The following is a 26,692-nucleotide window of genomic DNA, read 5'->3' on the forward strand; positions in this document are numbered from 1 at the left end:
ACATCGGACAAAACGGTCTCGCGTCGCAAGGGGTGCACGGCCGTGTCCCCGCGGTGACACCATGGCCCGGGTGAACCGAGCACGGAAGCAGCACCCCACGCGGCATCCCATCCAGGTCATCGCCCACCGGGGCGCGTCCGACGACGCCCCGGAGCACACCCTCGCCGCCTACCGGAAGGCGATCGAGGACGGTGCCGACGCCCTGGAGTGCGACGTACGCCTCACCGCCGACGGCCACCTCGTCTGCGTACACGACCGCAGGGTGAACCGTACGTCCAACGGGCGCGGCGCGGTCTCCGCCCTGGAGCTCAACGCCCTCGCCGCCCTCGACTTCGGCTCCTGGAAGGACCGCGACGACACGGAGTCGCCGGACTGGGACCCGGTGCCCGGCGAGCTCACCTCCGTACTCACCCTGGAACGGCTGCTCGAACTCCTCGTGGAGACGCGGGCGGCCGGGCGGCCGCTCCAGCTGGCCATCGAGACCAAGCACCCCACCCGCTGGGCGGGACAGGTCGAGGAACGCCTTCTGCACCTGCTGCAACGCTTCGGGCTCGACGCGCCGCCGCCGGCCGGCACCCCCTCGCCGGTACGCGTCATGAGCTTCTCGGCCCGCTCGCTGCACCGCGTCCGGGCGGCCGTGCCCCATCTGCCCACCGTGTACCTGATGCAGTTCGTGTCGCCCCGGCTGCGCGACGGGCGGCTGCCCGCCGGAGCCCGCGTCGCCGGACCCAGCGTCCGCATCCTGCGCAGCCACCCCGGCTACATCGAACGGCTCCACCGGGCCGGGCACCGGGCGCACGTCTGGACGGTGAACGAGCCGGAGGACGTCGAGCTCTGCGTACGGCTCGGCGTCGAGGCCATCATCACCAACCGCCCCAAGCAGGTCCTGGCCCAGCTCGGCCGTGCGTGACGTCGGTGCGTCGGCGCGCGTCTCGGCGTATCCGCGTATGAACGCATCAGCCCATCTACCCATCAGGAGATCAACTACAGGGAGTACACCGGCGCACTCGGACTGTGCCTGTTCGTGACGAGTGCGTCACTGACAGCCCCTTCTCCGGTTTCCGGCACAGCTCAGGAGGGCATCCACTCCGTGGCGTGGGGGCAAAGGAGGTCTCGGGGGTGGCGTTGGTGGTGGCACAGGAGGTGCCCACGTCGTCGAGCATGGCCGTTCCCCACGGTCCTGCGGGCGTGGGTCAGGCGCGGCACCGGATGCGCGAGCAGTTGCGCAGCCACGGGGTGTCGGATTCGGTCGTCGACGATGCGGTGCTGATTCTTTCCGAGCTGCTCAGCAATGCCTGCCGGCACGGCAGGCCGCTGGGGTGGCAGACCGGGGCGGGAGACGGCGACGTGCGCGCCGCCTGGCACGTCGACAGGACGGGCGGGCTGACCGTCGAGGTGACGGACGGCGGCGGCCCGACCCGGCCGGTGCCGGCCACCCCCTCGGTGACCGCTCGCGGCGGCCGGGGGCTCAACATCATCAGCGCCCTGGCCCAGGAGTGGGGCGTACGGGACGACGCGCCGGGCGAGGTGACCGTCTGGGTGCTGGTCGACGGGGGCCACGGCCCCCGCGGCCGCAACGGCGACCGTCCGGGCGGGCGGGGCAGCGGCCGGCCGGCCGGGATGACCGGGCTGCCGAGCGCGCCGAAGACCACCGTCGTACCGAGGCTCGAAGGGCTTGATTTCACCGGCGCGTTCGACGACGCGTTCGACGACGCGGGCTGAACACCCCGGCTGGGCGACATGGTTCGCGTACGCGGGCCGAGCAGGCGGGCACGGCGGTGGTGCCCCGGCGGGCGGCGGGGCGGCTAGGCTCGCGGGCCAGACCGCACTGTCGCAATCGGGAGTAAGCCCACCATGGCGAAGAAGCGCCCTCAGACCAAGGCCGGGAAGCAGCAGCTCAAGGACGGCGAGATTCCGGTGGTCGGGGCTCGTGAACCCTGCCCGTGCGGTTCGGGCCGCCGCTACAAGGCGTGTCACGGCCGCGCCGCGGCCCAGGCGGTGACCGAGCTGGTCCAGCGTCCGTTCGAGGGCCTGGCCGGGGAGTGCGACTGGGTCGCACTGCGCGAGCTGGTCCCGGCCGCCACGGCCGACCTGACGCTCAAGGGCGGCCTTCCCGAGGGGGTGCCGTCGGTGACGCTCGCGACGGTCCTGCCGATGGCGTGGCCCGCGCTGCGCCGCGACGACGGCTCCGTCCTGCTCGCCCTGCAGAACGACACCTCCTCCGGCGACCTCAGCCGGGACCTCGCGGACACGCTGAGCCGCGCGCTGGAGGCGGAGCCCGGTTCGCCCGTGGCCGCCCGCCGCGTGCCGGCCGACGGGCCCCGGCTGCAGGACCTCCTGGACAACGACGTGCCCTTCGAGCCGGTCGTGCACTCCGGTTTCGAGTTCTGGGTGCCGGATTCGGAGAACGCCACGGCCGAGGTGTCCGCCTCGCTCGAACGTGCGAACGAGGCGGCGATCCCGACCGCCCTGCTGTCCGGTGTGGACGCCGCCTACTGGTGCGAGACGCCGGAGAAGAACCACCTGCGCTGGGTCATGCCGCACGCCGAGGAGCAGCTGCTCGACGCGCTCGCCCGGCTGCACGCCGCGGGCGATTCCTCGCTCGGCGAGGGCACCCGGCTGGTCGGCTCGTTCCGGGCGCACGGGCTGATGGTCCCGGTCTGGGACCTGCCGAGCGAGATGGGCGCCGAGGACTGCGAGAAGCCCGCCGCCGCGTTCGCGGAGCGGCTCGCGACGGCGCTCTCGGCGGACGCTCCGCTCACCGCCGAGGAGCGGCGGGCGCGCGGCGGCCTCACCAACCGCCAGGTGACGCTCAGCTGACCGTGACCGCCGCCCGGTCCGGACGGTGACTCCCGTCACAACTCGCCGTACCGGCAGGTAAATCGCTGTCCGAATACGCGAGATCGAATTTGCGCACGGCAGATCTCTTGTTACGGTTCAAGAAGCCCGGTCGCTGGTGCATCCCCCGTCGCCAGCGATCGGGCATCCTCATTTCCGGGTACGGCGCGCCCCGCGCGCCCGGTGCGCGCGGACCCGCGCACGGACCCCGCCCCGACGCCCAGCTCCTCACCGGCCCCCGGCTCGTCAGCCCGATGGCCCGGCGTCAGCCCCGCGGCTCGGGAAGCGGGTTGAACCCGCGCCGGTACGGGAACAGCGCCCGAGGTCCCATCAGAAGACCCCGCCCCGCCGGGCTGCTGCGGCAACCCGAATTCCCACGGCGTCAGTGACCCCACCGGACAAGCCGATGCTCCACAAGCGGCCCGGCCGTTTACCCGAAATCGCGGAGCGAGACGGAAGGAAGTGGGAGGGAGCGGGGAAGAACGGAAGAGATTCACCGGAGACTGGACAGAGAAGCGACAGAACTCCGTAATGAATGCCCTCTGAAAGAACATGCGCGCAGCGGAATCTGGCCAACCCTGTCCGCAACCGCTCAGTGCGTAAGTCTGCTACCGCCGTCCGGGGCACTCATACTCGCCGCGACCAGGACGTCCAGCACGGCCTCGACATCCGGCAGCCAGGGCCCCACGGCCGGCCCGGCGGCGCTCTGGGGGCGTACACCCGGAGCACGCTCCGGCGCGCGCTCCCAGCGGACCTGCCCCGTGCCGATCTCCGACGGCGGCAGGACGACGTAGCCGCCCTCCCCGTGGAACCGCAGCGAGCTGGGGACCCGGTCCTGCGCGTACAGCAGCTCACCGAGCCGTTCCAGGGTGTACGGGGCGACCAGCAGCGCCCACCGGGTGGGCGTCGCCACCACCGGGCCCGGGCGCAGACCCGCCCGGTCGAGGGCGGCCAGGGCGCGGGCACCGGCCACCGCCGGCAGGCTCAGGGCGCACGGCGCACGGCCGCCCGTGGAGAGCAGCACCGGCGCGGTCGGCCGGTTCGTCCACCACCAGCGCACCATCCGGGCATCGGTGGTCGCGGCGAGCGGCCCGGGGTCGAAGGGGTGCGCGCCGGGCACCGGGCACTCGGGGTCGGGGCACGCGCAACTACGGCCGCGGTCACCGTCCCCGCGCAGCCCCGCCCCGGGGACCACGGGCCACTGCCACTCCGTGGCGCAGGTCAGGGCCGCGTCGAGCCGGGCGGAGCCGCCCCTGCGGCCGAGCCTGCGTCGCCTTCCGAGGATCTCGCGCATGAGCGCTCGTTCCTTTCCGTTGAACGCCGAGGGTCCGCCCGCATCGTGCGTGGTCACACCATGCCTGCGGATCTTCTGGGTGTACGTGCTCGTCGAGCCTGCGGTACGGGTCGTTCGTCGGTACCGAGCGTGAGCCGTGCTGAGCCGGATGGAGCTGCTTGCGGTCGGCATCGTGGCGAGGTGCGGGGCGCAGGGCGCGCCTGCGGTCCGCGGGTGCGGCCTCACCACTCGGGGGGTGGGGCGCGGCCGTCACAAGTCAGGACGTCCGGGCCTGCTGCCAGGTTCCGGGGGCGGGCGGGGCCACCCCACGGCCATCCAGAGAATTACGTACCCAGCATGCCCGGAATGACGCGCCCCTGGGACTTCACCCGGAGGTGCACCCCCGTCGGGCCGCACCCAGTCGACCGCTAATGCGTACGGCAATGTGCGTTTTTTGGCCAAGTTGATTAAGGAACGGACACCGGGTTTTACGAGGGGACAATACTGGACATCGCCTCACTTGTGCGTGTACATGTGGATGCACGGTAGCTGCGCAGAATGACATGGGGGTTTGCGATGCTATTCGACGGAACACACCGCTCGGAAAGCTGGCGACCATGAGCGCTCCGCACCTGCCAAAAGTGGCTGGAATCAATCCCGAAGTTCCGGTTTCGGATGAGACTGCCGGGCCGTTCGATGCGGTGCCGGCCGCGCCCGGGGCCTTCATCCAGGACCGGCTCGCCGGCTGGGTCTCCGACCTCACCACGCTCCACGAGCTCACTGAGCGGCTGGCCGGAACCAGCACCCTGGACGACGCACTGCACGAGTTCCTCGAAGCCGGGGCCGCCCTGGTCGGCGCCCGCCGGGGCCTGGTCGCCTTCGAACCGTCCGACCGTCGCGGCCCCGTCAGCACCACCGGCCTCGGGCTGGCCCACGCCGAACTGGGCCAGATCGAGACCGTGCCGCGCAGCGCCACCTCGTACGGACGCGTCCTGGAGGGCCTGCCCATCCCGGACGGACCGCTGACCGCCCCCGATCTGCTCGGCGACAGCGGCCTGGATCCCCGCAGACGCGAGGTAGCCGCCCGCCTCGGCTATGCCGCCAGCTACGCCCTGCCCCTCGCCACCGCGACGACCGGACGGCTCGGCGCCGCCGTCTGGCTCTACGACGAACCCGCCGAACCCCTGGAACGCCAGCGCCACCTCGTCGGCCTGTACGCCGGATACGCCTCCGAGCACCTGGCCCGCCTGCTGGAACTGGAACGGGCCAGGGCCGACGTCGCCACCGTGGCCGAGGAACTGCTGCCCACCCGGCTGCCCCGGGTCCCCGGCGTCCAGCTCGCCGTACGTCACGAGGTGGCCCCGCGGGGCGGCGGTGACTGGTACGACGCGCTGGCCCTGCCGGAGGGCGCCCTCGGCCTCGCCGTCGGCTCGGTGGGCGGCTCGGGCCCCAGCGCGCTGGCAGCCACGGGGCGGCTGCGGGCCGGGCTGCGCGCGTACGCGGTGATGGAGGGCGAGGACCCGGTCGCCGTGCTCTCCGACCTCGAACTGCTGCTCCGGCTGACCGAGCCCGCCCGTTCGGCGACCGCCCTCTTCGCGTACTGCGAACCGGCGCGCCGCAAGATCCTGCTCGCCGGGGCCGGACACACGCCGCCCCTGATCACCGGCGAGCGCCGCACCTCGTACGTGGAGACCACGCTCTCCGCCCCGCTGGGCATGCTGTCCTGCTGGGAAGCGCCCAGTGTGGACATCGCGCCCGCACCCGGCGAGACGGTTCTGCTGTACACCGACGGGCTGCTGCGCCGGGCGGGCGACTCGATGGACCGGGCCTACGCGCGCCTCCACTCGGCGGCGGCGAGCGTCCCGAGGGCGCTGCGCACAGACGCCGCCTCGGTGGCCGACCACGTGGTGCGCACCGTGCTGCCGGACGGGGCCGGGCGGGCGGACGGCACCGAGGACGTGGTCGTGCTCGCGGCCCGGTTCGACTGAGCCGGACCCCTCCGGTGTAAGAGGCCTTCCGGCCCTGGGCCCCCTTCCGTACGCCCGTACGATGGAGAAGGTCCAGTGTCGTATCAAGGAGAACAGTCGTGTCTGAGGAGTTCCCGGAGACCCCGGAGACCGAAGAGACAGAGCCGGTCAAGCAGCGGAAGAACGGCCTGTACCCGGGCGTGTCCGACGAGCTCGCCGCCAGCATGAAGTCCGGCTGGGCCGACACCGAGCTGCACGGCCTGGAGCCGATCGCCCAGGCCGGCCACACCGCCGACCGCCGCGCCGCGCTCTCCGCGCGCTTCCCCGGAGAGCGCCTGGTCATTCCCGCCGGCCGGCTGAAGACCCGTTCCAACGACACCGAGTACGCCTTCCGCGCCTCCACCGAATACGCGTACCTCACCGGCGACCAGACGCAGGACGGCGTCCTCGTCCTGGAGCCGACGGACCACGGGCACGAGGCGACCATCTACCTGCTGCCCCGCTCGAACCGGGAGAACGGCGAGTTCTGGCTCGACGGCCAGGGCGAGCTGTGGGTCGGCCGCCGCCACTCCCTGGCCGAGGCCGAGCAGCTGCTGGGCATCCCCGCCAAGGACGTGCGCGAGCTGCCCGCCGCGCTGGCCGAGGCCACCGGCCCCGTCCGCGTCGTCCGCGGCCACGACGCCGGCATCGAGGCCGCCCTCACCGACAAGGTCACCGCCGAGCGCGACGAGGAGCTGCGGGTCCACCTCTCCGAGGCGCGCCTGGTGAAGGACGCCTTCGAGATCGCCGAGCTGGAGAAGGCGTGCGACATCACCGCACGCGGCTTCGAGGACGTCGTGAAGGTCCTCGACAAGGCCGAGGCGACCAGCGAGCGCTACATCGAGGGAACGTTCTTCCTGCGCGCCCGCATCGAGGGCAACGACATCGGGTACGGCTCGATCTGCGCCGCGGGACCGCACGCGACCACCCTGCACTGGGTGCGCAACGACGGTGCCGTGCGCTCGGGCGAGCTGCTGCTGCTGGACGCCGGGGTGGAGACCAACGACCTCTACACGGCGGACGTGACCCGCACCCTTCCCATCAGCGGCACGTTCACACCGCTCCAGCGCAAGATCTACGACGCGGTGTACGAGGCGCAGGAAGCGGGTATCGCCGCGGTCAAGCCCGGCGCCGACTTCCGCGACTTCCACGACGCCGCCCAGCGGGTCCTCACCGAGAAGCTCGTCGAGTGGGGCCTGCTCGGCGACCTGTCGGTGGAGAAGGTCCTGGAACTGGGCCTCCAGCGCCGCTGGACCCTGCACGGCACCGGGCACATGCTCGGCATGGACGTCCACGACTGCGCCGCCGCCCGGACCGAGGCATACGTGAACGGCACGCTGGAGCCGGGCGTCTGCCTCACCGTCGAGCCCGGTCTCTACTTCCAGGCCGACGACCTGACCGTGCCCGAGGAGTACCGCGGCATCGGCGTCCGGATCGAGGACGACATCCTCGTCACCGAGGACGGCAACCGGAACCTCTCGGACAAGCTGCCCCGCCAGGCCGACGAGGTCGAGGCGTGGATGGCCCGGCTCAAGGGCTGACCCACCGCCTGCCGTACGTACGGAAGGGCGCCCCGCTCAGGACACCATGAGCAGGGCGTCCTTCCGCCATTTCAGGACCTTGTCGAAGCTCACGACCGCGCCGGCGCACCCCGGGCGGTTGCCGAAGTGGACGTGGTCGGCGAGCTGTTCGATCAGGCACAGACCCCTCCCCTCCTCGGCGGTGACGGGCGGATGCGTCGCGTACTGCGGGTCCGGCAGTTCGCTCCCGGGCTGCCCCTCCGATGCGCGGGGCCCGCCCCGGGTGGGGAAACCGGGACCCGAATCGGCGACTTCGATACGGCACTTCGCACCGTCCAGATAGGCGGTGACCCGGTACTGGCCACTGGCCGTGGCCGACGGGTCCTCCCAGGCCTCCCGGCCCTCCCCGGCGCCGTCGGAGGCGGCGCCGTGCTCCCCGCCGTGCTCCACCGCGTTCGCACAGGCTTCGCTGAGCGCGAGAGACAGGTCGAAGGAGATGTCCGGGTCCACGCCCGCGGATTCCATCGAGCCGAGCAGGAACCGACGGGCGAGCGGGACGCTCGCAGCGTCGCGCCGCAAATGGAGTGACCACCAGATGCTCATGCTCCGGCCTCCTGGCTGCGGCTAGACATACCGCTACGTATTGCCGCACCGGAGTGGTCGTAAGCACGCACGCGCTCTGGCGCCGCCCATTCGGCGGATAGCCGGATGCGCCACACCGGTGTATCCCGGTCCCGCCCGCCCGGCACGCCCGCCCCGAGAGCCGCCGGAACCCGTGCGAACGGCCTGGTCACCCCCAATTCGCCCGGAAGGCGACCTTCCGGACCTGCCGTACGAGTGCGGGGGGCCGGGTGCGATGATGGGCCCGCCATGTCTGTGTCTGTGGGACGCGCCGGAGCCGGTCTACGGCTACTGAGGGCCGCGGTGTTCGCCGCGGTCTGCGTCGCGTTGTCCGCGGCCGGGCACGCGCTTGCCGCCTGTGCGACCGTCCCCTGGTGGACACTGCTCGCCGGCTTCCTCGGCGTCTACGCGGTGGCCCTCCCCCTCGCCGGACGCGAACGCTCCCTGCCCGCCATCGCCGCGGCCCTGGCCGGCGGGCAGCTCGCGCTGCACACCCTGTTCGGACTGGGCACGCACACCACGGCCCCGGGGGCGACGGGCGGCGACGACGCGCTGATCCGGTTCGCGGCGAGCCTCGTCTGCGGCGCCGGGCCCCAGCAGCTGAACGCCGCCGACGCGCGGCACATCGTCGGCACCGCCGGCATCGACCCGGCCGCGCTGCCCGCCCAGGCGCACCAGCACCTGGCGGCGGCCCCTTCCGGCCCCCCATGGGCCACCCCGGACGGCCTCCTCCACACGCTCCCCAGCCTGCCCATGCTCCTCGGGCACCTGCTGGCCGCCCTGGCCACCGGCTGGCTGCTCCGGCGGGGCGAGGTCGCCCTCTTCCGGCTCGCCCGGCTCTCGGCGCACGGTGCCCAGCTGGTCGCGGCCGGGGCCCGGCTCCGGGCGCTGCGGGACGCGTTCCGTCTCGTCGCCGCCCTGCGCACCGGCCTGGCCGGCGAGCCCGCGACCGGGCCGCGCACCCCCCGTACCGCCGTGGACGCACCGCGCCCGGCCACCGGCGATCCGTTGCAGCACCTGGTGATCAGGCGCGGACCGCCCTCCGCGCTCGCTCTCGCAGCCTGACGCGACGCCCTCCACGCGATGCGCACCGGCCCCTCCGGGCTTCGGCGCGCATGCGGTCCGTACGGAAGCGGCGTCGCGATACCGGCGCGCACCCGTGCGCCGGAGCACCTTCCCTTCGTGCCCTGTGGAGTGATCCCTGTCATGAACGTTTCCCGCATCGCCCTCGCCGGCGGCGTCGCCGCTTCCACCGTGCTGCTGCTCGCCGGCACGGCCTCCGCCCACGTCAGCGTCCAGCCGCAGGGCGAGGCCGCCAAGGGCGGTTACGCCGTCATCGACTTCAAGGTCCCCAACGAGCGCGACAACGCCTCGACGACCAAGCTCGAAGTGAACTTCCCGACCGACCACCCGCTGGCGTCCGTCATGCCGCAGCCGGTGCCCGGCTGGGACATCGAGGTGACGACGAGCAAGCTGGCCAAGCCGCTGCAGATGCACGGCAAGACGATCAACGAGGCCGTCTCCAAGGTCACCTGGACCGGCGGCAAGATCGAGCCCGGGCGCTTCCAGCAGTTCCCGCTCTCCGTCGGGCAGCTCCCCGAGGACGCCGACCAGCTGGTGTTCAAGGCGATCCAGACGTACTCCAACAAGGAGGTCGTCCGCTGGATCGAGGAGCCCAAGGAAGGCGCCGACGAGCCGGAGAGCCCCGCCCCCGTCCTCAAGCTGACGGCCCCGGCCGATGACGCGCACGGGGCGGCCGGCGCGGACTCGAAGTCCTCGGACTCCTCAGCGGGCGCCTCCGAGAAGAGCGGCGAGACCACCGCCGCTGCGGCGTCCTCCTCCGGCTCCGAGGACAACACCGCCCGGGTGCTCGGCATCGTCGGCATCGTGATCGGCGTCGCCGGCGTGGCCTTCGGTGTCCTGGCCGGGCGCCGTCGTACGACCTGACAGGCCCCACGGGGGCCAGGCTCTTCCTGGCCCCCACCCGCTCCACCGACCCCTCAGGAACAGTGCTCCATGGTTAAGAAGATCGTTCCGGCCGCGGCGCTCGTCGTCGCGGCCGCGCTCACCCTGTCCGCCTGCGGCGGCAGCGACAACGACAGCAAGAAGCCCGTCGCCGATGTGTCGATGCAGACGAAGACACAGGCCGCGACGGTGCTCGACCAGCCGTTCACCAAGCCGGACCTCGTCCTCACCGACACGCACGGCGAGAAGTACGACCTGCGCAAGGAGACCAAGGGCAAGCCGACGCTCATCTACTTCGGCTACACCAACTGCCCCGACGTCTGCCCGCTCATCATGAGCAACATCGCCATCGCCAAGAAGTCCCTGCCCAAGGCCGACCAGGACAACCTCCGGGTCGTCTTCGTCACCACCGACCCGGAACGGGACACCCCGGCCTCCCTCGGCAGCTGGCTCAAGGCGCAGGACCCCTCCTTCATCGGCCTCACCGGCGACTTCCCGGCCATCCAGGCGGGCGCCCGCCAGATCGGCATCGGCATCTCCGCGCCGAAGAAGGAGAAGGACGGCACGGTCGTCTCCATGCACGGCTCGCAGGTCATCGCCTTCTCCCCGAAGACCGACAAGGGCTACCTGCTGTACAGCGAGGACACCACGCCCGACGACTACACCAAGGACCTCCCCAAGATCGTCAAGGGGGAGAACCCGTGAACCACCGCACCACCCTCGCCGCCGTCCTGGCCGTGACCGCGGGCCTGACCCTGGCGGGGTGCTCGACCTCCTCGGACAAGCCGGAGCTGAAGGTCGTCGGCGGGTTCATGCCGCAGCCGGTCAACGACATGGCGGCCGGCTTCCTCGTCGTGCAGAACAACGGCACCGGCGACGACCGCCTCACCTCGGTCACCAGCCCGCTCTCGGACGACGTCACGATCCACGAGACGAAGAACCAGGTCATGCGGAAGGTGACGTCCTTCGACGTGCCCGCGGGCGGTGAGCTGGATCTCGAACGTGGTGGCAACCACATCATGTTCATGAAGCTCAAGAAGCAGCCCAAGCAGGGCCAGAGGGTGTCCGTGGAACTGCACTTCGAGAAGGCCGGCGCGATCGAGGTCGACCTTCCCGTGAAGGAGACCACCCACAATCCGAAGAAGCAGTGAGGGACTGACACGCCATGACAGCCACCGCCCCGCCCTTCGGGCCGCCCCCGTCCGCCCTGCGCCGGCCGCTCGCCGCGGCCGGACTGCTCACCGCGCTGCTCGGCGCGGTGCTCGGTCTGCTGCTGGCCGTCGCGGCCCCCGCGTCGGCCCACGCCGCGCTCACCGGGAGCGACCCGCAGGACGGGACGGTGGTCGCCACGGCACCCACCGAGGTCACCCTCACCTTCTCCGAGCAGGTCGCCCTCGGGGCGGACTCGATCCGCGTCCTGGACCCCTCGGGCCAACGCGCCGACACCAAGGCCGCCCCGCGCGACCTGCACAGTGGGTCCACCGTGAAGTACGGCGTCGCCCTGCGCGGCGGCCTCGGCGACGGCACGTACACCGTGGCCTGGCAGGCAGTCTCCGCCGACAGCCACCCGGTCTCCGGCGCCTTCACCTTCTCCATCGGGGCCCCCTCCGAGACCACCGTCGCCCTCCCCGAGAGCGAGGCCGGGGGAGGGCTCGTCGGCACGCTCTACGACATCGCCCGCTACGCCGCGTACGCCGGGTTCATCGTGCTCGCCGGCGGCGCCGCCTTCGTCCTGGCCTGCTGGCGACGCGGGGCGGGTGCGCGACCACTGCAACGCCTGGTCGTACGCGGCTGGATCACGCTCACCGCGGCGACGATCGCGATGCTGCTCCTGCGCAGCTCGTACACCGGCTCCGGGAAGCTGGGGGACGTCCTCGACCTGGACGGCCTGAAGGCGGTCCTGGACACCAAGCCCGGTGCGGCCCTGGTCTCCCGGCTCCTGCTCCTCGGCGCCGGTGCGCTGTTCGTCGCCGTGCTGTTCGGCACGTACGCCAAGCGGGAGGACCCGCGCGAGAAGCGGGACCTCACCTTCGGACTCGCCATCGGCGGTGTGGTCATCGCCGCCGGGATCGCCGGCACCTGGGCGCTCGCCGAGCACGCGTCGACGGGCATCCAGTCCGGCATCGCCATGCCCGTGGACGTGCTCCACCTGCTGGCCGTCGCCGCCTGGCTGGGCGGGCTCGTGGCCCTGCTGACCGCGCTGTACCGCACACCCGACCTGACCTCGGCGGCGGTGCGCCGCTTCTCCACGATCGCCTTCGTCAGTGTGGTCGTCCTCGTCGCGACGGGGGTCTACCAGTCATGGCGGCAGGTCGGCACCTGGTCGGCGCTGACCGGTACGGGATACGGGCAGCTGCTGCTGGTCAAGGTGGGCCTCGTCGCCGTCCTGGTGGGGATCGCGTCGATGTCGCGGCGGTGGACGGCGAGGCTCGCCGAGGGCGGCGATGCCCCGGCGGCGGTGCCCGACGCCGGAGAGCAGCCCGAGACCGAAGCAGAGGCCGAGACCAAAGCAGAGGCCGAGACCGAAGTGGAGGCCGCAGGGGACCCCGCAGAGGACCCCGCCCGGGCGGCTCAGCTCGCCCGGCAGCGGGCCGCCGTGGCCACCGCAGAGAAGAAGCGGATACGCGACGCCGACCCCGGCCGCTCGGGGCTCCGCCGCTCCGTGCTGGCCGAGGTCGGCGTCGCCGTGGCCCTCCTGGCGGTGACCACGGTCCTCACGTCGACCGAGCCGGGCCGTACGGAGGAAGAGGCAGCACGCTCCTCGTCCGCGGCGGCCGGGCCTGTGGACAGCGGCCCGGTCACTCTCGCGCTGCCCTTCGACACGGGCGGCGCGGACGGCAAGGGCACGGTACGGATGGACATCGACCCGGGACGTACCGGCGCCAACGTGATCCACCTGTGGATCGAGGACCCCGGCAAGAAGCCCATGGACGTCCCCGAGGTGAAGATCGCCTTCACCCTGGAGTCCAAGGACATCGGCCCCCTGCCGGCCGCCCCGGTCCGGCTGACCGAGGGGCACTGGACCGCCACCGGCCTCCAGCTCCCGATCGCGGGCGACTGGAAGGTCGCGGTGACGGTACGGACCTCCGACATCGACCAGACGACGGTCGACAAGAACGTGAAGATCGGCTGAGCGGGACCGTGAGCGGAAAAAGCACGAGCAGCGACACCAGTAACACCCATGCCCTCTCCCGGCGGCGGCTTCTCGGCACCGCGGGCGCCGCCGGGGCGACCGGACTGGTCCTCGGAGCGGCCGGGGGCGCCACCGGCTATGCCGCGACACGCGACCAGGCACCGGCCGCGCTGACCACGGTCGGCTCCACCGAGGTGATGTTTCACGGGAAACATCAACCGGGGATCACCACTCCGCTTCAGGCGTCCGGCCATCTGATCGCCTTCGACCTCGCCCCCGGGGCCGGGCGCAAGCAGGCCGCCGCCCTGATGCGCCGCTGGTCCGCGGTGGCGCGGCGGCTGATGGCCGGTGAACCCACCGCAGGCGCGGCGGACGGGCCCGGACACGACACCGGTGTCGCGCTCGACGCGGGTCCGTCCTCGCTCACCGTCACCTTCGGCTTCGGCGCCACCTTCTTCGAACGCACGGGCCTCACCGCGCACCGTCCGCCGGGGCTGGACCCGCTGCCGCCGTTCTCCTCCGACCACCTGGACGCCCGCCGGTCCAACGGGGACCTGTGGGTCCAGATCGGCGCCGACGACGCGCTCGTCGCCTTCCACGCGCTGCGGGCCGTACAGAAGGAGGCCGCCTCGACGGCCACCGTGCGCTGGCAGATGAACGGCTTCAACCGCACGCCCGGAGCGACCGCGAGGCCGATGACGGCCCGCAATCTGATGGGCCAGGTCGACGGCACCGGCAATCCGAAGCCCACGGACGACGACTTCGACAAGCGCCTGTTCGTCCCCGGTGGCCAGGACCCGGCGTACGAATGGCTCGCGGGCGGCTCCTACGCGGTGGTCCGGCGCATCCGGATGCTCCTGGACGACTGGGAAAAGCTTCCGGTGGAGCGCCAGGAGCGGGTCATCGGCCGGCGCAAGGCGGACGGCGCCCCGCTCAGTGGCGGTACCGAGACCACCGCGATGGACCTCGACAAGGCGGGCCCTGACGGCAAGCTGCTGATCCCGGACAACGCGCACGCCCGGATCTCGTCGCCCGAGCGCAACAGCGGCGCGGCGATGCTGCGCCGGCCGTTCTCGTACCACGACGGGATCGACCAGGACGGCACCCCGGACGCCGGGCTGCTGTTCATCTGCTGGCAGGCCGACCCGCTGCGCGGCTTCGTCCCGGTGCAGCGCAAGCTGGACCGGGGCGACGCGCTCTCCCCCTTCATCCGCCACGAGGCGAGCGGGCTGTTCGCGGTGCCCGGCGGGGCGGCGGCCGGTGAGTACGTGGGGCAGCGGCTTCTGGAGTCCTGAGCCGCACAGGGCCTGTCCGTCCGGGCCTTACGCGCTGCCACCGCGCATTAGGGTGACGGTATGTCCGCCACGCGCTACGCCTATCTCGGCCCTGAAGGCACCTTCACCGAGGTCGCCCTCCGTACGCTCCCGGAAGCCGCCACCCGCGAACTCGTCCCGATGGTCTCCGTCCCGGCGGCTCTGGACGCGGTGCGCAACGGAACGGCCGCCGCGGCACTCGTACCGATCGAGAACTCGGTCGAGGGCGGTATCACCACCACCCTCGACCAGCTCACCAGCGGCGAGCCGCTGATGATCTACCGCGAGGTACTGCTCTCCATCACCTTCGCCCTGCTCGTACGGCCCGGTACCGAGCTGTCCGACATCAAGACGGTCACCGCTCACCCGGCCGCGCAGCCGCAGGTGCGCAACTGGATGGCCGCCCATCTCCCGCAGGCGGTATGGGAGTCGGCGGCATCCAACGCGGACGGCGCGCGGCTCGTCCAGGAGGGCCGCTACGACGCCGCCTTCGCAGGGGAGTTCGCGGCGGAGAGGTACGGGCTCGAACCGCTGGTGACCGAGATCCACGACGCGGAGAACGCGCAGACCCGCTTCGTGCTCGTGGGCCGCCCGGCCAGGCCCTCCGCGCCGACCGGTGCGGACAAGACCTCCGTGGTGATCTGGCTGGGCGACGACCACCCCGGTGCCCTGCTCGAACTGCTCCAGGAGTTCGCGGTGCGCGGGGTGAACCTGATGCTGATCCAGTCACGGCCGACCGGGGCCGGCATCGGCAACTACTGCTTCGCGGTGGACGCGGAGGGCCATATCTCCGACCGCCGGGTGGGCGAGGCCCTGATGGGGCTCAAACGCATCTGCCCCAATGTGCGCTTCCTCGGCTCCTACCCGCGGGCCGGTGTGACTCTGGAAGAGGTGCGCCCGCTGCGCGCGGGCACGTCCGACGCGGAGTTCACCGAGGCGTCCGACTGGCTGGCACGCAGCCAGGACGGGCGGGCCTGACCGAACCCTGGGACCGCCGGTCCAGGCCCCGGCCTGTCCACAGGGCCAGTGGGATCAGAGGATTGTCGACTCCGGCAGAAGTTATCCACAGGAGAGGGATCGTGCCTGGGGACAAGTCGACACCGTAATCCGACATGGTCGACAAACCGACACAGCCCACTCGCACCCTTCCACAGGGCATCTGTTCGGGCCGTGTCAGCCCAATTCCGTTGATCAACTCTTTAGAGCTAGCAATTCCCACCCGAACGAGCGCGGAAAACGGGTTTGAACCTTGAATCCACGCGTTTTCACCAGGCCCCCGGAATGATCTCCTCCGCGTCCACAGACTTCCCCCACAGCCTGTGGATAACTTTGACGGACTGGCCACACCTGTGGAAAAGCCTCGCCCAACTACCCCACCGCGCAAGCCTCGTGACCCACTCGCTCCACAATGCCAAATACCGGCAATTCGGGCAAAGCGCCACGCTTGTTCCTATCGGTTCAAGTGGGTGAAGCCGACACCGGTAGCCTGGAGGAGTGATTGACCTTCGCCTGATTCGTGAGGACCCCGACCGTGTTCGCGCCTCCCAGCGCAACCGGGGAGAGGACGTCGCACTCGTCGATGCCCTGCTCTCCGCCGACGAACGGCGCAGGTCGTCCGGGGCCGCTTTCGATGAACTCCGTTCCGAGCAGAAATCGCTCGGCAAACTCATCCCCAAGGCCTCTCCTGAGGAACGCACCGCACTCCTGAGCCGCGCCGAGCAGCTCAAGGCCGACGTCAAGGCGGCCGACGCCGCCCAGGACGAGGCCGACGCGGAGACCAGGAACCTGCTGCTCCGCCTCGGCAACATCGTCCACCCGGACGTGCCGGTCGGCGGCGAGGAGGACTTCGTCGTCCTGGAGACCCACGGAACGATCCGCGACTTCGGCGCCGAGGGGTTCGAGCCCAAGGATCACCTGGAGCTCGGCGAGGCGCTCGGCGCCATCGACATGGAGCGCGGCGCCAAGGTGTCCGGCTCGCGCTTCTACTACCTGACGGGCATCGGCGCCCTGCTGGAGCTCGCCCTCGTCAACGCGGCGGTCGCCCAGGCCACCGAGGCCGGCTTCACCCCGATGCTGACCCCGACCCTGGTCCGCCCCCGCGCCATGGAGGGCACCGGCTTCCTCGGCCAGGCCGCGGAGGACGTCTACCACCTGGACAAGGACGACCAGTACCTGGTCGGCACCTCCGAGGTACCGCTCGCCGCGTACCACATGGACGAGATCATCGACGCGGACAAGCTGCCGCTGCGCTACGCCGGCTACTCGTCCTGCTACCGCCGCGAGGCGGGGACGTACGGCAAGGACACCCGCGGCATCTTCCGGGTGCACCAGTTCACCAAGGTCGAGATGTTCTCGTACGTCGACCCGGCGGACGCGGAGGCCGAGCACCTGCGCCTCCTGGACTGGGAGAAGCAGTGGCTCACCGGCCTCGAACTGCCCTTCCAGGTCATCGACGTCGCCAGCGGCGACCTGGGGGCCTCGGCCACCAGGAAGTACGACTGCGAGGCGTGGATCCCGACCCAGGGCAAGTACCGCGAGCTCACCTCGGCGTCCAACTGCGGCGAGTTCCAGGCGCGGCGGCTCTCGGTCCGGATGCGGGACAACCGCGACGGCAAGAAGACCACGAGGCCCCTGGCCACGCTCAACGGCACCCTCTGCGCCGTCCCCCGCACCATCGTGGCGATCCTGGAGAACCACCAGCTGGCCGACGGCTCGGTGCGGGTGCCCGAGGTGCTCCGCCCCTACCTGGGCGGGCGCGAGATTCTGGAGCCGGTCGCCAAGTGACCTTTCCCTACAAGCTCGTCGCGACGGACCTCGACGGCACCCTCCTGCGCGACGACGAAACCGTCTCCGCACGGACGCGCGAGGCCCTGAAGGCCGCCGCCGGTGCCGGCGCGGCGCACATCGTCGTCACCGGCCGCGCCGTCCCGTGGACCCGGCACATCCTGGACGACCTCGGCTACGAGGGACTGGCCGTCTGCGCCCAGGGCGCCCAGGTCTACCACGCGGGTGAGCGCAGGCTGCTCACGTCGCTCACGCTGGACCGGCAGCTCGCCGGGCTCGCCCTGTCCAAGGTCGAGGCCGAGGTCGGTCCGCTGGCGCTGGCCGCGAGCCGCGACGGGCTCGACGGCGAGGTGCTGGTCGGCCCGGGCTACCGCGTACAGGAGGGCCCGCGTCCCGCCGTCTTCGTCCAGGACCCGGCCGAGATGTGGGCCGCTCCGCTGAACAAGGTCTACATACAGCACCCGGATCTGGACGACGACGCACTGGCGAAGGCCGCGCGGGGGGCGGTCGGGAATCTGGTGGACGTGGTCATGGCGGGGCCCGGAGTCGTGGAGATCCTGCCGCTGGGACTGAGCAAGGCCACCGGCCTCTCTCTCGCCGCGCGCCGACTGGGCGTGAAGGCCGCGGACACGATCGCCTTCGGCGACATGCCCAACGACATCCCCATGTTCGCCTGGGCCCGGCACGGCGTGGCCATGGCCAACGCCCACGCCGATCTGAAGGCCGTCGCTCAGGAGACGACCGCGTCGAACGAGGACGACGGGATCGCGGTGGTGCTGGAGCGGCTGCTGCGGGACTCGTAGACCGCCCGCCCTCTTCGCGCGGCTCAGGGACCGGGGCACCACCTCGGTCCCTGAGCCTTTTCCATGCCTGTCGGATCGGATCAGCGCTGGTTGCGCCGGTTCAGCTCCTTCAGGTTGCGCGCCAGGGCGTCCATGCGGTCGTCGAGCCGGATGACGTCCTCGGACACCCCGCTGAGCCGCACGCTCATGGCGCCGACGACCTGGTGGGTGGCCTCCAGCCTCCGGTCGAGGCTGTCCAGACGGTGCGACATCCGGCTGAGGACCGGGCCCAGCTCCTGCAGCGCGGTGCCCACGCCGGCCAGGTGGCTTTCGACCCGGGTGACGCGGTGTTCGAGCGACGCGTATCCCGCACGCAGATCCTGCTCGGCGTCGAGCAGATACGTACGCACACACCTGGCGACGTCGCTGTCGCGAAGAAGCATGGCGACGTTGAGCACGGTCCGACGGGTGTAGAGGCGCAGCTGAGTGGCTGCCTGTGGATAACTCTCCCCCTCTCGGCCACCCCATAGCGACAGCATGTCGCTATGGAAGTCTCGCAGGTCAGAGCCACGCAGCACGCGCATCCCGTTTTCGGAAAGCTCGTCCTGATGCCGGTCGGTCAACCTCCTGACCGCCCTTGTGGATACTTCGAAGTAACGAGCCACATCCTCTGTGCGAACGTGAATCCCGTCCGGGAGCATGACAAGGCACTTCACCTTGTCCAGGGCGTCGACGCGCCCCATCTGTTCGACGCGCAGCGCGCGCGATTCGAGCAGAGCGACTTCCGTTGGCATGAGCTGCCTTCCGTTCGTGAAAGCTTCGCGGAAATGGACAGCCCTCTCCCCGGGCTTCAGGGGCGGAGGACGCTCACGGTTGCCACTCACTCGAGGAACCGACCGACCAGGGCTCCTGCCCCGCCGAATCGGCCATCTGCACTGTTCACGAACGCTACGACGCCACGGATTCCAGTTGCCTCCACGCACCGTGAACAACGCACCGATAACCGTACAGTTACGCGTAGTACTGTCCGACATGTGACAACCCCCGGCCATCGACCGGGGGTTGTCACATGTCGGCGGGCCGACCGCTCACTCCTCGCCGGCCAGCTTCAGCGTGCGCAGCTTCTGTCCCGCGTACCAGGTCGCCGCGACGGTGACCACGGCGAGCAGGACCGTGGCGAGCGGCAGGCCCACGTCCGAGGTGATCGCACCGTTGCCGCCCGTCTTCTCCGCCAGTGCGAGCGACCACTGCTGCACGCTGAGCGTGCGCGCCCCCGGCACCAGACTGCCGAACAGGGCTTCCCACACCAGCGCGTACACGAGACCCAGCACGACCGCGTGCCGGCTGACCGTGCCCAGCAGCAGGAACAGCGCGCTGTAGGCGATCGAGGCGACCAGGGCGGCGATGGTGTACGCCACCGCGATCTGCTGGCCGTTGCCGTTGAGGATCAGGCCCGCGATCATCGTCGGCACCGCCGAGAAGACCATGGTCACCGCGACGGCGACGATCAGCTTGGTGAAGATGATCGTCGGACGGCTCACCGGCTTGGACAGCAGGTAGACGATCGAGCCGTCGTCGATCTCCGGCCCGATGGCGCCCGTGCCGGCGATCACGCCGATCAGCGGCACCATGGTGGCGATGGCGAACCCGCCCAGGACGTCCGAGGCCACCTGGTCGTCGGCCCCCGCGAACATCCGTACCGCCACCGCGATGACGATCAGCAGTGCGGGCAGCACGAAGAGGATGGCGGCCCGGCGCCGGCCGAGCAGCGCCCGGTAGGTGAGCCGGGCGACCGTGGGGTCGTACATGACGTCACAGCTCCTTGTCGGCCTCAGGCCGCTACGAGATAGGAAAAGACCGATTCGAGGGACTCGTCGGACGGTGAAACGGTCAGCAGACGAATGCCCTGCTCGTGTGCGACCTTGGGCAACAGCGTGGTGAACCGGGCAAAATCGATCGCCTGAATACGCAGAGCGTTCTCGCTCAGATCCACTTCGATCCCCGCGGTCGACGGATCGGCGATGAGCGCGGCGGCCAGGGCCCGGTCGTCGCTCGACCGTACGAGATAGCGGTGCGGGCGGTCCGTCATCAGCCGGCGGATACGGCGGAAGTCACCGGAGGCCGCGTGCCGGCCCGCGACGACGACCTCGATGTGCGAGGCGAGTTGTTCGACCTCTTCGAGGATGTGCGAGGAGAAGAGGACCGTCCGGCCCTCCGCGCCCATCCGCCGCAGCAGGTCCATCAGCTGCATCCGCTGGCGCGGGTCCATCCCGTTGAACGGCTCGTCCAGCAGCAGCACGGACGGGTTGTGCACCAGCGCGGACGCCATCTTCACGCGCTGGCGCATGCCCTTGCTGTACGTCGCGATCTTGCGGTCCTGCGCGTACTCCATCTCGACCGTGGCCAGTGCCGCGGAGGCCTCGGCGGTGCCCAGCCCGTGCAGTTCGGCATTGGCCACCACGAACTCGCGGCCGGTCAGGAAGTCGTACATCGCCTCGCGCTCCGGGACGATGCCGATCTCCCGGTACACGGCCTCGTTGCGCCAGATCGGCTTCCCGTCCAGCGTGACCGAACCCGTGGACGGAGCGAGGAATCCGGCCATCATGTTGATCAGCGTCGACTTGCCGGCGCCGTTGGGGCCCAGCAGACCGGTGACACCGGGGCCCACGGTCATGCTGACGTCGTTGACGGCGACCACGTTGCCGAACCAGCGGGAGGTGTGGTCGATCTCGATGGTGGTCACAGCCCGACCTTCCGGTAGCGGCGCATCAGTACGGCGTACGAGCCGGCGACGAGCGCGAGGACAACGAGCAGGTAGACGAGGCCGGTGCCGGCGCCCGGGCCGTTCCCGCCGGGGAAGGCCGAACTCGCTCCGAGGAACGCGGTCTGCACCCCGTCGACCAGCGTGAGCGGGGAGAACAGCCCCAGCCACGGCACCGCACCCTCCGAATCCGTCGACCAGGCGATGCCCTGGACGGTCGATACCGCGCCGTACGTGATCGTCAGCAGCGCGATGACGGCAGCCACCCCGAAGCCGCGGCGTGGGGTCAACGCGGCCATCACGAGGCCGAGGCCGGCGAAGAGCACGGAAAGCAGCAGCACGGAAACCATCCCCTGGGCGAACCACTCGGTCTGGTCGCCGAAATCGAACTTCCCCAGCAGCGCGCCGATGTAGAGGATCACGACCGGCGCCCCGGTGAGCACGAAGACCGCGGAGGCCATGGCGGCGAACTTCGCGAGGACGTAGTCGCCGTGCTCGATCGGCCGCGAGAAGTACAGCGGTACGGTCTTGAACCGCAGATCCCTGGATACGGCCTGCGGTGCCTGCGCGGCGATGAACAGACTGATGACGGGCTGCAGGTAGATCGCGAACGACGTGTACTTGATGGGGAGTTTCGTCGTTCCCGGAGTGGCGATGGCGACGGCCACGATGATCGCCGCCACCATGCACATCACGCCGAACAGCAGCATGGGAAGCACCTTGGACTTGGCCGACCGGCCGAGCCCGAAGGAGCCGCGCAGGGTCTGCGAGTACAGCGAGCGGCGGGCGTACGCGCGCCCCAGACGCGGGCCGTCGTAAGCGCGGTAGCCGATGTTGTGGATCCGGGAGGTCTCGTTCCCGGTCGCGGCGCCGGTCTCAGTGCTCATCGCGTCCGCTCCCCTTCTGCAGTACGGCTCCGGCCGGCACGGCCGCGGGCCGTGCCTCGTCGCTGCGGAACACCTCGGCGATGTGGTGACGACGCTGTTCCATCCGTACGAGGCCGAGGCCGAGCCCCGCGACGCTGTCGCGCACGAGGTCGTACGTCTCCTCGCCGGTCGCCTCGACCAGCAGGATGTGACCGGCCCCGGGCAGCCCCTCGGTGTCCAGTCCGTCGAGACCGACGAGTTTGACGCCCGCCTCGGTGAGGGAACGGCGCAGGGCGCCCGTGCCGTCCGGGTGGGCGTCGCTGTCGGTCACCTCGACCGCGAGGGTCGTCGTCGTCTGGGTGAAGTCGCTGGTGGAGCTGGAACGCAGCAGCCTTCCGCCGTCGATGACGACGACGTGGTCGCAGGTGCGTTCCAGCTCGCCGAGCAGGTGCGAGGTGACCAGGACCGAGATGCCGAAATCGCTGTGGATCCGGCGGATCAGGCCGAGCATCTCGTCACGCCCGACCGGGTCGAGCCCGTTGGTCGGCTCGTCGAGCAGGACCAGCTGGGGGTCGTGCACCAGCGCCTGGGCCAGCTTCACCCGCTGCTTCATGCCCGTCGAGTAGCCGCCGATGGGGCGGTAGCGCTCTTCGTACAGGCCGACATGGCGCAGGGTGTCCGCCGTGCGTTCACGGGCGGCTGTCGGTGGCAGACCGGACATGCGCGCCATGTGGACGACGAACTCGGTGGCCGAGACGTCGGGCGGCAGGCAGTCGTGCTCCGGCATGTAGCCGACCCGCTCGCGGATGGCGGGGCCGCTGGTCGAGACGTCGAGCCCGAGCACGGCGGCCCTGCCCTCGGTCGCGGGAGACAGCCCCAGCAGGATCTTGATCAGCGTGGACTTGCCGGCCCCGTTGGCGCCCACCAGCCCGGTCACACCCGGGCCGATGTCCAGGGAGAGCCGGTCAAGCGCGGTCACCCGGGGGAACCGTTTACTCAGACCTTCGGCAGCGATGACATTCACGGATACGACGGTAGTGGCGCGGACCACAGCGGTCGTCAGACCTGACGGCTGGATCGGCGTCAGACTGGAGTTGTAGGGGACCCGTAAGGGGCCCTCATCGAGGACCACGGCAACCCCGGTCGAGGGCCGTCACGGTCTGCCCCGGGAGAGTTGTCCACAGGCTGCGTCCGCCCCTTGACGCAGCCGCCGGTCATTGTCACATTCATCGGGGTCACGTTACGAACACGTAGCGCACACGGCAGCGAACGGGCGGTGGCATGGCGTCACGAGGGAAGAGCGAACGGGCGGCGGGCACGGGGCGGTCCAAGGGGGACGGCGGTCCGCGACTGCTCGATCTGCCGGGCGCGCGGGAGCGCCGGGTGGCCACCGGCGGCATCGAGCTGTGCGTGGTCGAACTGGGAGCCCCGGAGCGGCCGACGATCGTGCTGGTGCACGGCTACCCGGACAGCAAGGAGGTCTGGACGCAGGTCGCCGCCCGGCTGGCGGACCAGTGGCACGTCGTGCTGTACGACGTACGCGGGCACGGCGCCTCGACGGCACCGAAGCCCCTGCGCGGTGGCTTCACGCTGGAGAAGCTGACCGACGACTTCCTGGCCGTGGCCGACGCGGTGAGCCCGGACCGTCCGGTGCATGTGGTGGGGCACGACTGGGGTTCGGTCCAGTCCTGGGAGTTCGCCACGGTCGGCCGCACGAAGGGCCGGATCGCGTCCTTCACCTCGATGTCCGGCCCTTCGCTGGACCACTTCGGACACTGGATCAAGCGCCGGGTGCACCGGCCCACCCCACGCCGGGTCGGTCAGCTCCTCGGGCAGGGTGCCAAGTCCTGGTACGTGTACATGCTGCACACCCCGGTCCTGCCGGAGCTGGCCTGGCGCGGGCCGCTCGGCAAGCGATGGCCGGGCATCCTGGAGCGGCTGGAGAAGGTGCCCCGGGGCGACTACCCGACGTCCTCGCTGCCCAGTGACGCGGCGCACGGGGCCTGGCTCTACCGGGACAACGTCCGTTCCCGACTGCGCAGGCCACGTGCCGACGCGTACGCGCATGTGCCGGTGCAGCTGATCACACCGACGGGGGACGTGTTCCTCTCGGAGCAGCTCTACGACGACCTCGAGTCCTGGGTGCCGCAGTTGACCCGCCGCTCGCTGCCCGCCAAGCACTGGGTGCCGCGGACCCGCCCGGACCAGCTGGCCTCATGGGTCGGGGAGTTCGTGACGGCCGTCGAGTCGGCCCGGGCGACCGGCGCTCCGGTGGAGTCCCGTGCGGGTGGGCCCTACGCGGAGTGGTTCGGCGGCCGGCTCGTGCTGGTCACGGGCGCGGCGGGCGGGATAGGGCGCGCCACGGCCCTGGCCTTCGCGGGTGCGGGGGCCAGGGTGGTGGCCGTCGACCGGGACGCCGAGGGGGCCGAGCGGACGGCCGAGTCGGCCCGGCGGGCAGGGGCTCCGCAAGCCTGGGCCGAGGCGGTGGACGTGAGCGACGAGCAGGCCATGGAGAAGCTTGCCGCCCGGGTGGCCGACGAGTACGGCATCGTCGACGTGCTGGTCAACAACGCGGGCATCGGGCTGTCCGGGCCGTTCCTGGACACGACGTCCGAGGACTGGCGGAACGTCCTCGATGTGAACCTGTGGGGGGTCATCCACGGCTGTCGGCTCTTCGGGCGCCAGATGGCGGAGCGCGGCCAGGGCGGGCACATTGTCAACACGGCCTCGGCGGCGGCCTTTCAGCCGTCCCGCGCCCTCCCCGCCTACAGCACGTCGAAGGCGGCCGTGCTGATGCTCAGCGAGTGTCTGCGCGCCGAGCTCGCCGAGAAGTCGATCGGGGTCAGCGCGATCTGCCCCGGGATCGTCAACACCGGTATCACAGCAACGGCGCGGTTCGCCGGCACGGATGCGGCGGAGGAACAACGGCTGCGGAAGCGCGCCGGCAAGCTCTACGGGGCGCGCAACTACCCGCCGGAGAAGGTAGCGGAGGCGGTTCTCCGGGCGGTCGTCCGCAATCAGGCCGTGGTCCCGGTGACGCCGGAGTCCCACGCCGTACGTTTCCTGTCCCGCGTCGGCCCCGGCGTACTCCGGGGCATCGCCCGGCTGAAGCCGCCGCTGTGAGCCGAGCGCGGGCGCCAGGCCCCGAGGGAGAACCCGGCTCGGTGAGAGGACCGTTGGTGTAGGAATACCGGATCGAGGATCTCGCGCACGCGAGGGGTGCCACGGTCCGTACGATTCGCGGCTATCAGGACCGCGGGCTGCTGCCCGCGCCGGAGCGTCGTGGCCGGGCCAACGTGTATGGACCCGCCCATCTCGTCCGCCTCCGGCAGATCGCCGATCCGCTCGGCCAGGGCTACTCCTCGGCCATCATCAAGGAGTTGCTGAACGCATGGGTCACCGGGCGTGGGCTCGGGGGTGTGCTGGGGCTCGTCGGCGAGGCGTACCGACCATGGGCCGTCGAGCGAGCCGGCCGCATCACCCGCGCCCAACTGGCGTAGGAATGCGGGGAAGAGGTCGACGACCGGGCCATCCGTGATGCGATGGAGCTGGGCATCCTCGAACAGCTGCCTGGGGGAACCGACGAGTTCGGCGCGCCGACTCCACAGGAGCGCGCGCTCGCGGCGGAGTTGCACGCGGCGGGCGTACCGCTGTGCCCGATCACCGGACAGTTGCGCGAACTTCGCGGCGAGTTCGAGCGAGTCGCCTGCCGGTTCCTGGAGTTCACGGCCGAGCACGTATCCGCCGGGTATCTGGCCCATCGGGCCCCGGCCGAGGCGGGCGCCGAGGAGACGGCGTCGGCGGTGCGGCGGCTGAGACCGCTCGCTCAGCAGATTGCGGACGCCGGACTCACGCGCGGCGGGCGCGAGTTGGCGACGAGCCGACTCGGGCGCCATCCAGTGGGGGATGCAGTAACCGGAGCAGGAGCCTCCACTGAGCTGGCGGGCTGTGTGTGGCTGCCCGTGTCGACAATCGCCGTGGTTGAGCGCCTGGTTGGGCCATGTGGTGTCAACGCCTTCATCGCTGTCGCTTCGGAACGAGAGGTGAACAAGAGGGCGTTGGACTCGCTGGTACAACGTCCGGAAACTCGCGGCAGGTTGGACAAATCGCCTATTTTAGACGGTTTTTGTCCACAGCATCGTCAATTTGCCTGTGGATAAGCACAGCTGACTGTGGATCAAACCTCGGCGCGCACATCATTCCGGTAAAACGCGAGCGAAAAGGGGGATGCACCGAGAGCGTGCCGGGAGCACCCTGAAGGGATGGACGAAAGACGCACCGTCAAGGTGTCCAAGTACCTCTCCAAGCACCTGCGGCACCAGCCGGAGCGGATCGGGCTCACGCTCGACGCGCATGGCTGGGTCCCGATCGAGGAGCTGCTGAGCGCGGCGGCTCGCCATCACTTCCCGATCAGCAGGGCGGAGCTCGACCATGTGGTCGCCTCCAACGACAAGCAGCGCTTCGCCGTGGACGGCGGTCGCATCCGGGCGAGCCAGGGCCACACCGTGGCCGTGGACCTGGGACTACCGCCGGCCGAGCCGCCCGCGTACCTCTACCACGGCACGGTCGGCCGGTCCCTGGACGCGATCCGTGCCGAAGGCCTGCGCCCGATGAACCGTACCCACGTACATCTCTCCCCCGACCGCGAGACCGCTACCCGCGTGGGGGCCCGGCGCGGGCGCCCCGTCGTGCTGTCCGTGGACGCGGGCGCCATGCATCGCGCGGGCCACACCTTCTGGGTGAGCGCCAACGGGGTGTGGCTCACGGACGCCGTCCCCGCCGATTTCCTGCGCCTGCCGGGCTGAGCCGGAGCCCGAGAGCGCGAGGCCT

The 26,692-nt window shown here is 70.9% G+C and carries 23 protein-coding genes and 1 pseudogene; 17 read left to right on the forward strand and 7 right to left on the reverse strand.

What is annotated here, in order from left to right:
- Positions 1-61: 61 nt before the first annotated feature.
- From FKN01_RS06925 to FKN01_RS06940, 3 genes are all read left to right on the forward strand, one after another.
- Positions 62-910: a glycerophosphodiester phosphodiesterase family protein gene (locus FKN01_RS06925; RefSeq protein WP_143617467.1), complete on the forward strand. Its 849-nt coding sequence runs from the start codon at positions 62-64 to the stop codon at positions 908-910.
- 209 nt (positions 911-1,119) lie between these two features.
- A complete protein-coding gene (locus FKN01_RS06935) occupies positions 1,120-1,722 on the forward strand; it encodes an ATP-binding protein (RefSeq protein ID WP_185992777.1) in 603 nt (200 codons plus the stop codon).
- A 132-nt stretch (positions 1,723-1,854) separates the two neighbouring features.
- Positions 1,855-2,820, forward strand: a complete 966-nt coding sequence (locus FKN01_RS06940) for a DUF5926 family protein (RefSeq protein WP_143617470.1) — start codon at positions 1,855-1,857, stop codon at positions 2,818-2,820.
- Between the two features lie 610 nt (positions 2,821-3,430).
- Here the strand turns inward: FKN01_RS06940 and FKN01_RS06945 are convergent.
- Entirely contained in the window at positions 3,431-4,132 is a 702-nt protein-coding gene (locus FKN01_RS06945) for a bifunctional DNA primase/polymerase (RefSeq protein ID WP_143617472.1), read from the reverse strand.
- 596 nt (positions 4,133-4,728) lie between these two features.
- Between FKN01_RS06945 and FKN01_RS06950 the strand changes: the two genes are divergently transcribed.
- Together FKN01_RS06950 and FKN01_RS06955 are read left to right on the forward strand one after the other, a co-directional pair.
- Positions 4,729-6,099 carry a PP2C family protein-serine/threonine phosphatase gene (locus FKN01_RS06950; protein WP_260696805.1) on the forward strand — a complete coding sequence of 457 codons (1,371 nt, stop codon included), beginning with the start codon at positions 4,729-4,731 and terminating at the stop codon, positions 6,097-6,099.
- A gap of 98 nt (positions 6,100-6,197) precedes the next feature.
- Complete coding sequence (locus FKN01_RS06955; protein WP_143617474.1) at positions 6,198-7,658, forward strand: aminopeptidase P family protein; 1,461 nt, start codon at positions 6,198-6,200, stop codon at positions 7,656-7,658.
- 36 nt (positions 7,659-7,694) lie between these two features.
- On the opposite strand, the gene FKN01_RS06960 is transcribed toward FKN01_RS06955, so the two are convergent.
- Positions 7,695-8,240 carry an ATP-binding protein gene (locus FKN01_RS06960; protein WP_143617476.1) on the reverse strand — a complete coding sequence of 182 codons (546 nt, stop codon included), beginning with the start codon at positions 8,238-8,240 and terminating at the stop codon, positions 7,695-7,697.
- A gap of 267 nt (positions 8,241-8,507) precedes the next feature.
- Between FKN01_RS06960 and FKN01_RS06965 the strand changes: the two genes are divergently transcribed.
- The 9 genes from FKN01_RS06965 to FKN01_RS07005 all read left to right on the forward strand — a co-directional run bounded on the left by FKN01_RS06965 (position 8,508) and on the right by FKN01_RS07005 (position 18,256).
- Positions 8,508-9,323 carry a hypothetical protein gene (locus FKN01_RS06965; RefSeq protein WP_185992774.1) on the forward strand — a complete coding sequence of 272 codons (816 nt, stop codon included), beginning with the start codon at positions 8,508-8,510 and terminating at the stop codon, positions 9,321-9,323.
- Between the two features lie 141 nt (positions 9,324-9,464).
- Positions 9,465-10,205 (forward strand): YcnI family protein, encoded by a 741-nt coding sequence (locus FKN01_RS06970; protein WP_143617480.1) that lies wholly within the window; start codon positions 9,465-9,467, stop codon positions 10,203-10,205.
- Positions 10,206-10,274: 69 nt separating this feature from the next.
- Positions 10,275-10,928 (forward strand): SCO family protein, encoded by a 654-nt coding sequence (locus FKN01_RS06975; RefSeq protein WP_143617483.1) that lies wholly within the window; start codon positions 10,275-10,277, stop codon positions 10,926-10,928.
- Complete coding sequence (locus FKN01_RS06980) at positions 10,925-11,374, forward strand: copper chaperone PCu(A)C (protein ID WP_143617485.1); 450 nt, start codon at positions 10,925-10,927, stop codon at positions 11,372-11,374. The genes FKN01_RS06975 and FKN01_RS06980 overlap by 4 nt, the downstream gene beginning before the upstream one ends.
- A gap of 14 nt (positions 11,375-11,388) precedes the next feature.
- Positions 11,389-13,356, forward strand: a complete 1,968-nt coding sequence (locus FKN01_RS06985) for a copper resistance protein CopC (protein WP_143617487.1) — start codon at positions 11,389-11,391, stop codon at positions 13,354-13,356.
- An 8-nt stretch (positions 13,357-13,364) separates the two neighbouring features.
- On the forward strand, positions 13,365-14,651 hold the full coding sequence (gene efeB, locus FKN01_RS06990) for an iron uptake transporter deferrochelatase/peroxidase subunit (protein ID WP_143617489.1): 1,287 nt from the start codon (positions 13,365-13,367) through the stop codon (positions 14,649-14,651).
- A 60-nt stretch (positions 14,652-14,711) separates the two neighbouring features.
- Entirely contained in the window at positions 14,712-15,647 is a 936-nt protein-coding gene (pheA, locus tag FKN01_RS06995) for a prephenate dehydratase (RefSeq protein ID WP_143617492.1), read from the forward strand.
- Positions 15,648-16,163: 516 nt separating this feature from the next.
- The gene (gene serS / locus FKN01_RS07000) at positions 16,164-17,453 is read left to right on the forward strand and encodes a serine--tRNA ligase (protein WP_143617494.1); all 1,290 of its coding nucleotides are present in this window, start codon (positions 16,164-16,166) and stop codon (positions 17,451-17,453) included.
- Positions 17,450-18,256, forward strand: coding sequence for an HAD family hydrolase (locus FKN01_RS07005; RefSeq protein WP_143617496.1), 807 nt, complete (start codon positions 17,450-17,452; stop codon positions 18,254-18,256). Before serS ends, FKN01_RS07005 begins: the two co-directional genes overlap by 4 nt.
- Positions 18,257-18,336: 80 nt before the next feature.
- On the opposite strand, the gene FKN01_RS07010 is transcribed toward FKN01_RS07005, so the two are convergent.
- The 5 genes from FKN01_RS07010 to FKN01_RS07030 all read right to left on the reverse strand — a co-directional run bounded on the left by FKN01_RS07010 (position 18,337) and on the right by FKN01_RS07030 (position 22,841).
- Positions 18,337-19,029 carry a hypothetical protein gene (locus FKN01_RS07010; RefSeq protein ID WP_143617498.1) on the reverse strand — a complete coding sequence of 231 codons (693 nt, stop codon included), beginning with the start codon at positions 19,027-19,029 and terminating at the stop codon, positions 18,337-18,339.
- 294 nt (positions 19,030-19,323) lie between these two features.
- A complete protein-coding gene (locus tag FKN01_RS07015; RefSeq protein WP_143617500.1) occupies positions 19,324-20,043 on the reverse strand; it encodes an ABC transporter permease in 720 nt (239 codons plus the stop codon).
- Positions 20,044-20,066: 23 nt separating this feature from the next.
- Entirely contained in the window at positions 20,067-20,978 is a 912-nt protein-coding gene (locus FKN01_RS07020) for an ABC transporter ATP-binding protein (protein ID WP_143617502.1), read from the reverse strand.
- Positions 20,975-21,883, reverse strand: coding sequence for an ABC transporter permease (locus FKN01_RS07025; protein WP_143617504.1), 909 nt, complete (start codon positions 21,881-21,883; stop codon positions 20,975-20,977). Before FKN01_RS07025 ends, FKN01_RS07020 begins: the two co-directional genes overlap by 4 nt.
- The gene (locus FKN01_RS07030; RefSeq protein ID WP_143617506.1) at positions 21,873-22,841 is read right to left on the reverse strand and encodes an ABC transporter ATP-binding protein; all 969 of its coding nucleotides are present in this window, start codon (positions 22,839-22,841) and stop codon (positions 21,873-21,875) included. Before FKN01_RS07030 ends, FKN01_RS07025 begins: the two co-directional genes overlap by 11 nt.
- 371 nt (positions 22,842-23,212) lie before the next feature.
- Between FKN01_RS07030 and FKN01_RS07035 the strand changes: the two genes are divergently transcribed.
- From FKN01_RS07035 to FKN01_RS07045, 3 genes and pseudogenes are all read left to right on the forward strand, one after another.
- Entirely contained in the window at positions 23,213-24,985 is a 1,773-nt protein-coding gene (locus tag FKN01_RS07035) for an SDR family oxidoreductase (RefSeq protein WP_143617611.1), read from the forward strand.
- 71 nt (positions 24,986-25,056) lie between these two features.
- Positions 25,057-26,022, forward strand: a pseudogene (locus FKN01_RS07040) (MerR family transcriptional regulator).
- Positions 26,023-26,124: 102 nt separating this feature from the next.
- A complete protein-coding gene (locus FKN01_RS07045) occupies positions 26,125-26,667 on the forward strand; it encodes an RNA 2'-phosphotransferase (RefSeq protein WP_143617508.1) in 543 nt (180 codons plus the stop codon).
- Positions 26,668-26,692 lie beyond the last annotated feature (25 nt).

Source organism: Streptomyces sp. 130, from assembly GCF_007096885.1.
GTDB lineage: Bacteria > Actinomycetota > Actinomycetes > Streptomycetales > Streptomycetaceae > Streptomyces.

Coding starts and splice junctions, on each gene's coding strand:
- FKN01_RS07045 (WP_143617508.1), top strand. CDS start 26,125: ATGGACGAAAGACGCACCGTCAAGGTGTCCAAGTACCTCTCCAAGCAC.
- pheA (WP_143617492.1), top strand. CDS start 14,712: ATGTCCGCCACGCGCTACGCCTATCTCGGCCCTGAAGGCACCTTCACC.
- FKN01_RS06925 (WP_143617467.1), top strand. CDS start 62: ATGGCCCGGGTGAACCGAGCACGGAAGCAGCACCCCACGCGGCATCCC.
- FKN01_RS07025 (WP_143617504.1), bottom strand. CDS start 21,883: ATGAGCACTGAGACCGGCGCCGCGACCGGGAACGAGACCTCCCGGATC.
- FKN01_RS06940 (WP_143617470.1), top strand. CDS start 1,855: ATGGCGAAGAAGCGCCCTCAGACCAAGGCCGGGAAGCAGCAGCTCAAG.
- FKN01_RS06960 (WP_143617476.1), bottom strand. CDS start 8,240: ATGAGCATCTGGTGGTCACTCCATTTGCGGCGCGACGCTGCGAGCGTC.
- FKN01_RS06965 (WP_185992774.1), top strand. CDS start 8,508: ATGTCTGTGTCTGTGGGACGCGCCGGAGCCGGTCTACGGCTACTGAGG.
- FKN01_RS06975 (WP_143617483.1), top strand. CDS start 10,275: ATGGTTAAGAAGATCGTTCCGGCCGCGGCGCTCGTCGTCGCGGCCGCG.
- FKN01_RS06985 (WP_143617487.1), top strand. CDS start 11,389: ATGACAGCCACCGCCCCGCCCTTCGGGCCGCCCCCGTCCGCCCTGCGC.
- FKN01_RS06970 (WP_143617480.1), top strand. CDS start 9,465: ATGAACGTTTCCCGCATCGCCCTCGCCGGCGGCGTCGCCGCTTCCACC.
- FKN01_RS07010 (WP_143617498.1), bottom strand. CDS start 19,029: ATGCCAACGGAAGTCGCTCTGCTCGAATCGCGCGCGCTGCGCGTCGAA.
- FKN01_RS07015 (WP_143617500.1), bottom strand. CDS start 20,043: ATGTACGACCCCACGGTCGCCCGGCTCACCTACCGGGCGCTGCTCGGC.
- FKN01_RS06945 (WP_143617472.1), bottom strand. CDS start 4,132: ATGCGCGAGATCCTCGGAAGGCGACGCAGGCTCGGCCGCAGGGGCGGC.
- FKN01_RS06950 (WP_260696805.1), top strand. CDS start 4,729: ATGAGCGCTCCGCACCTGCCAAAAGTGGCTGGAATCAATCCCGAAGTT.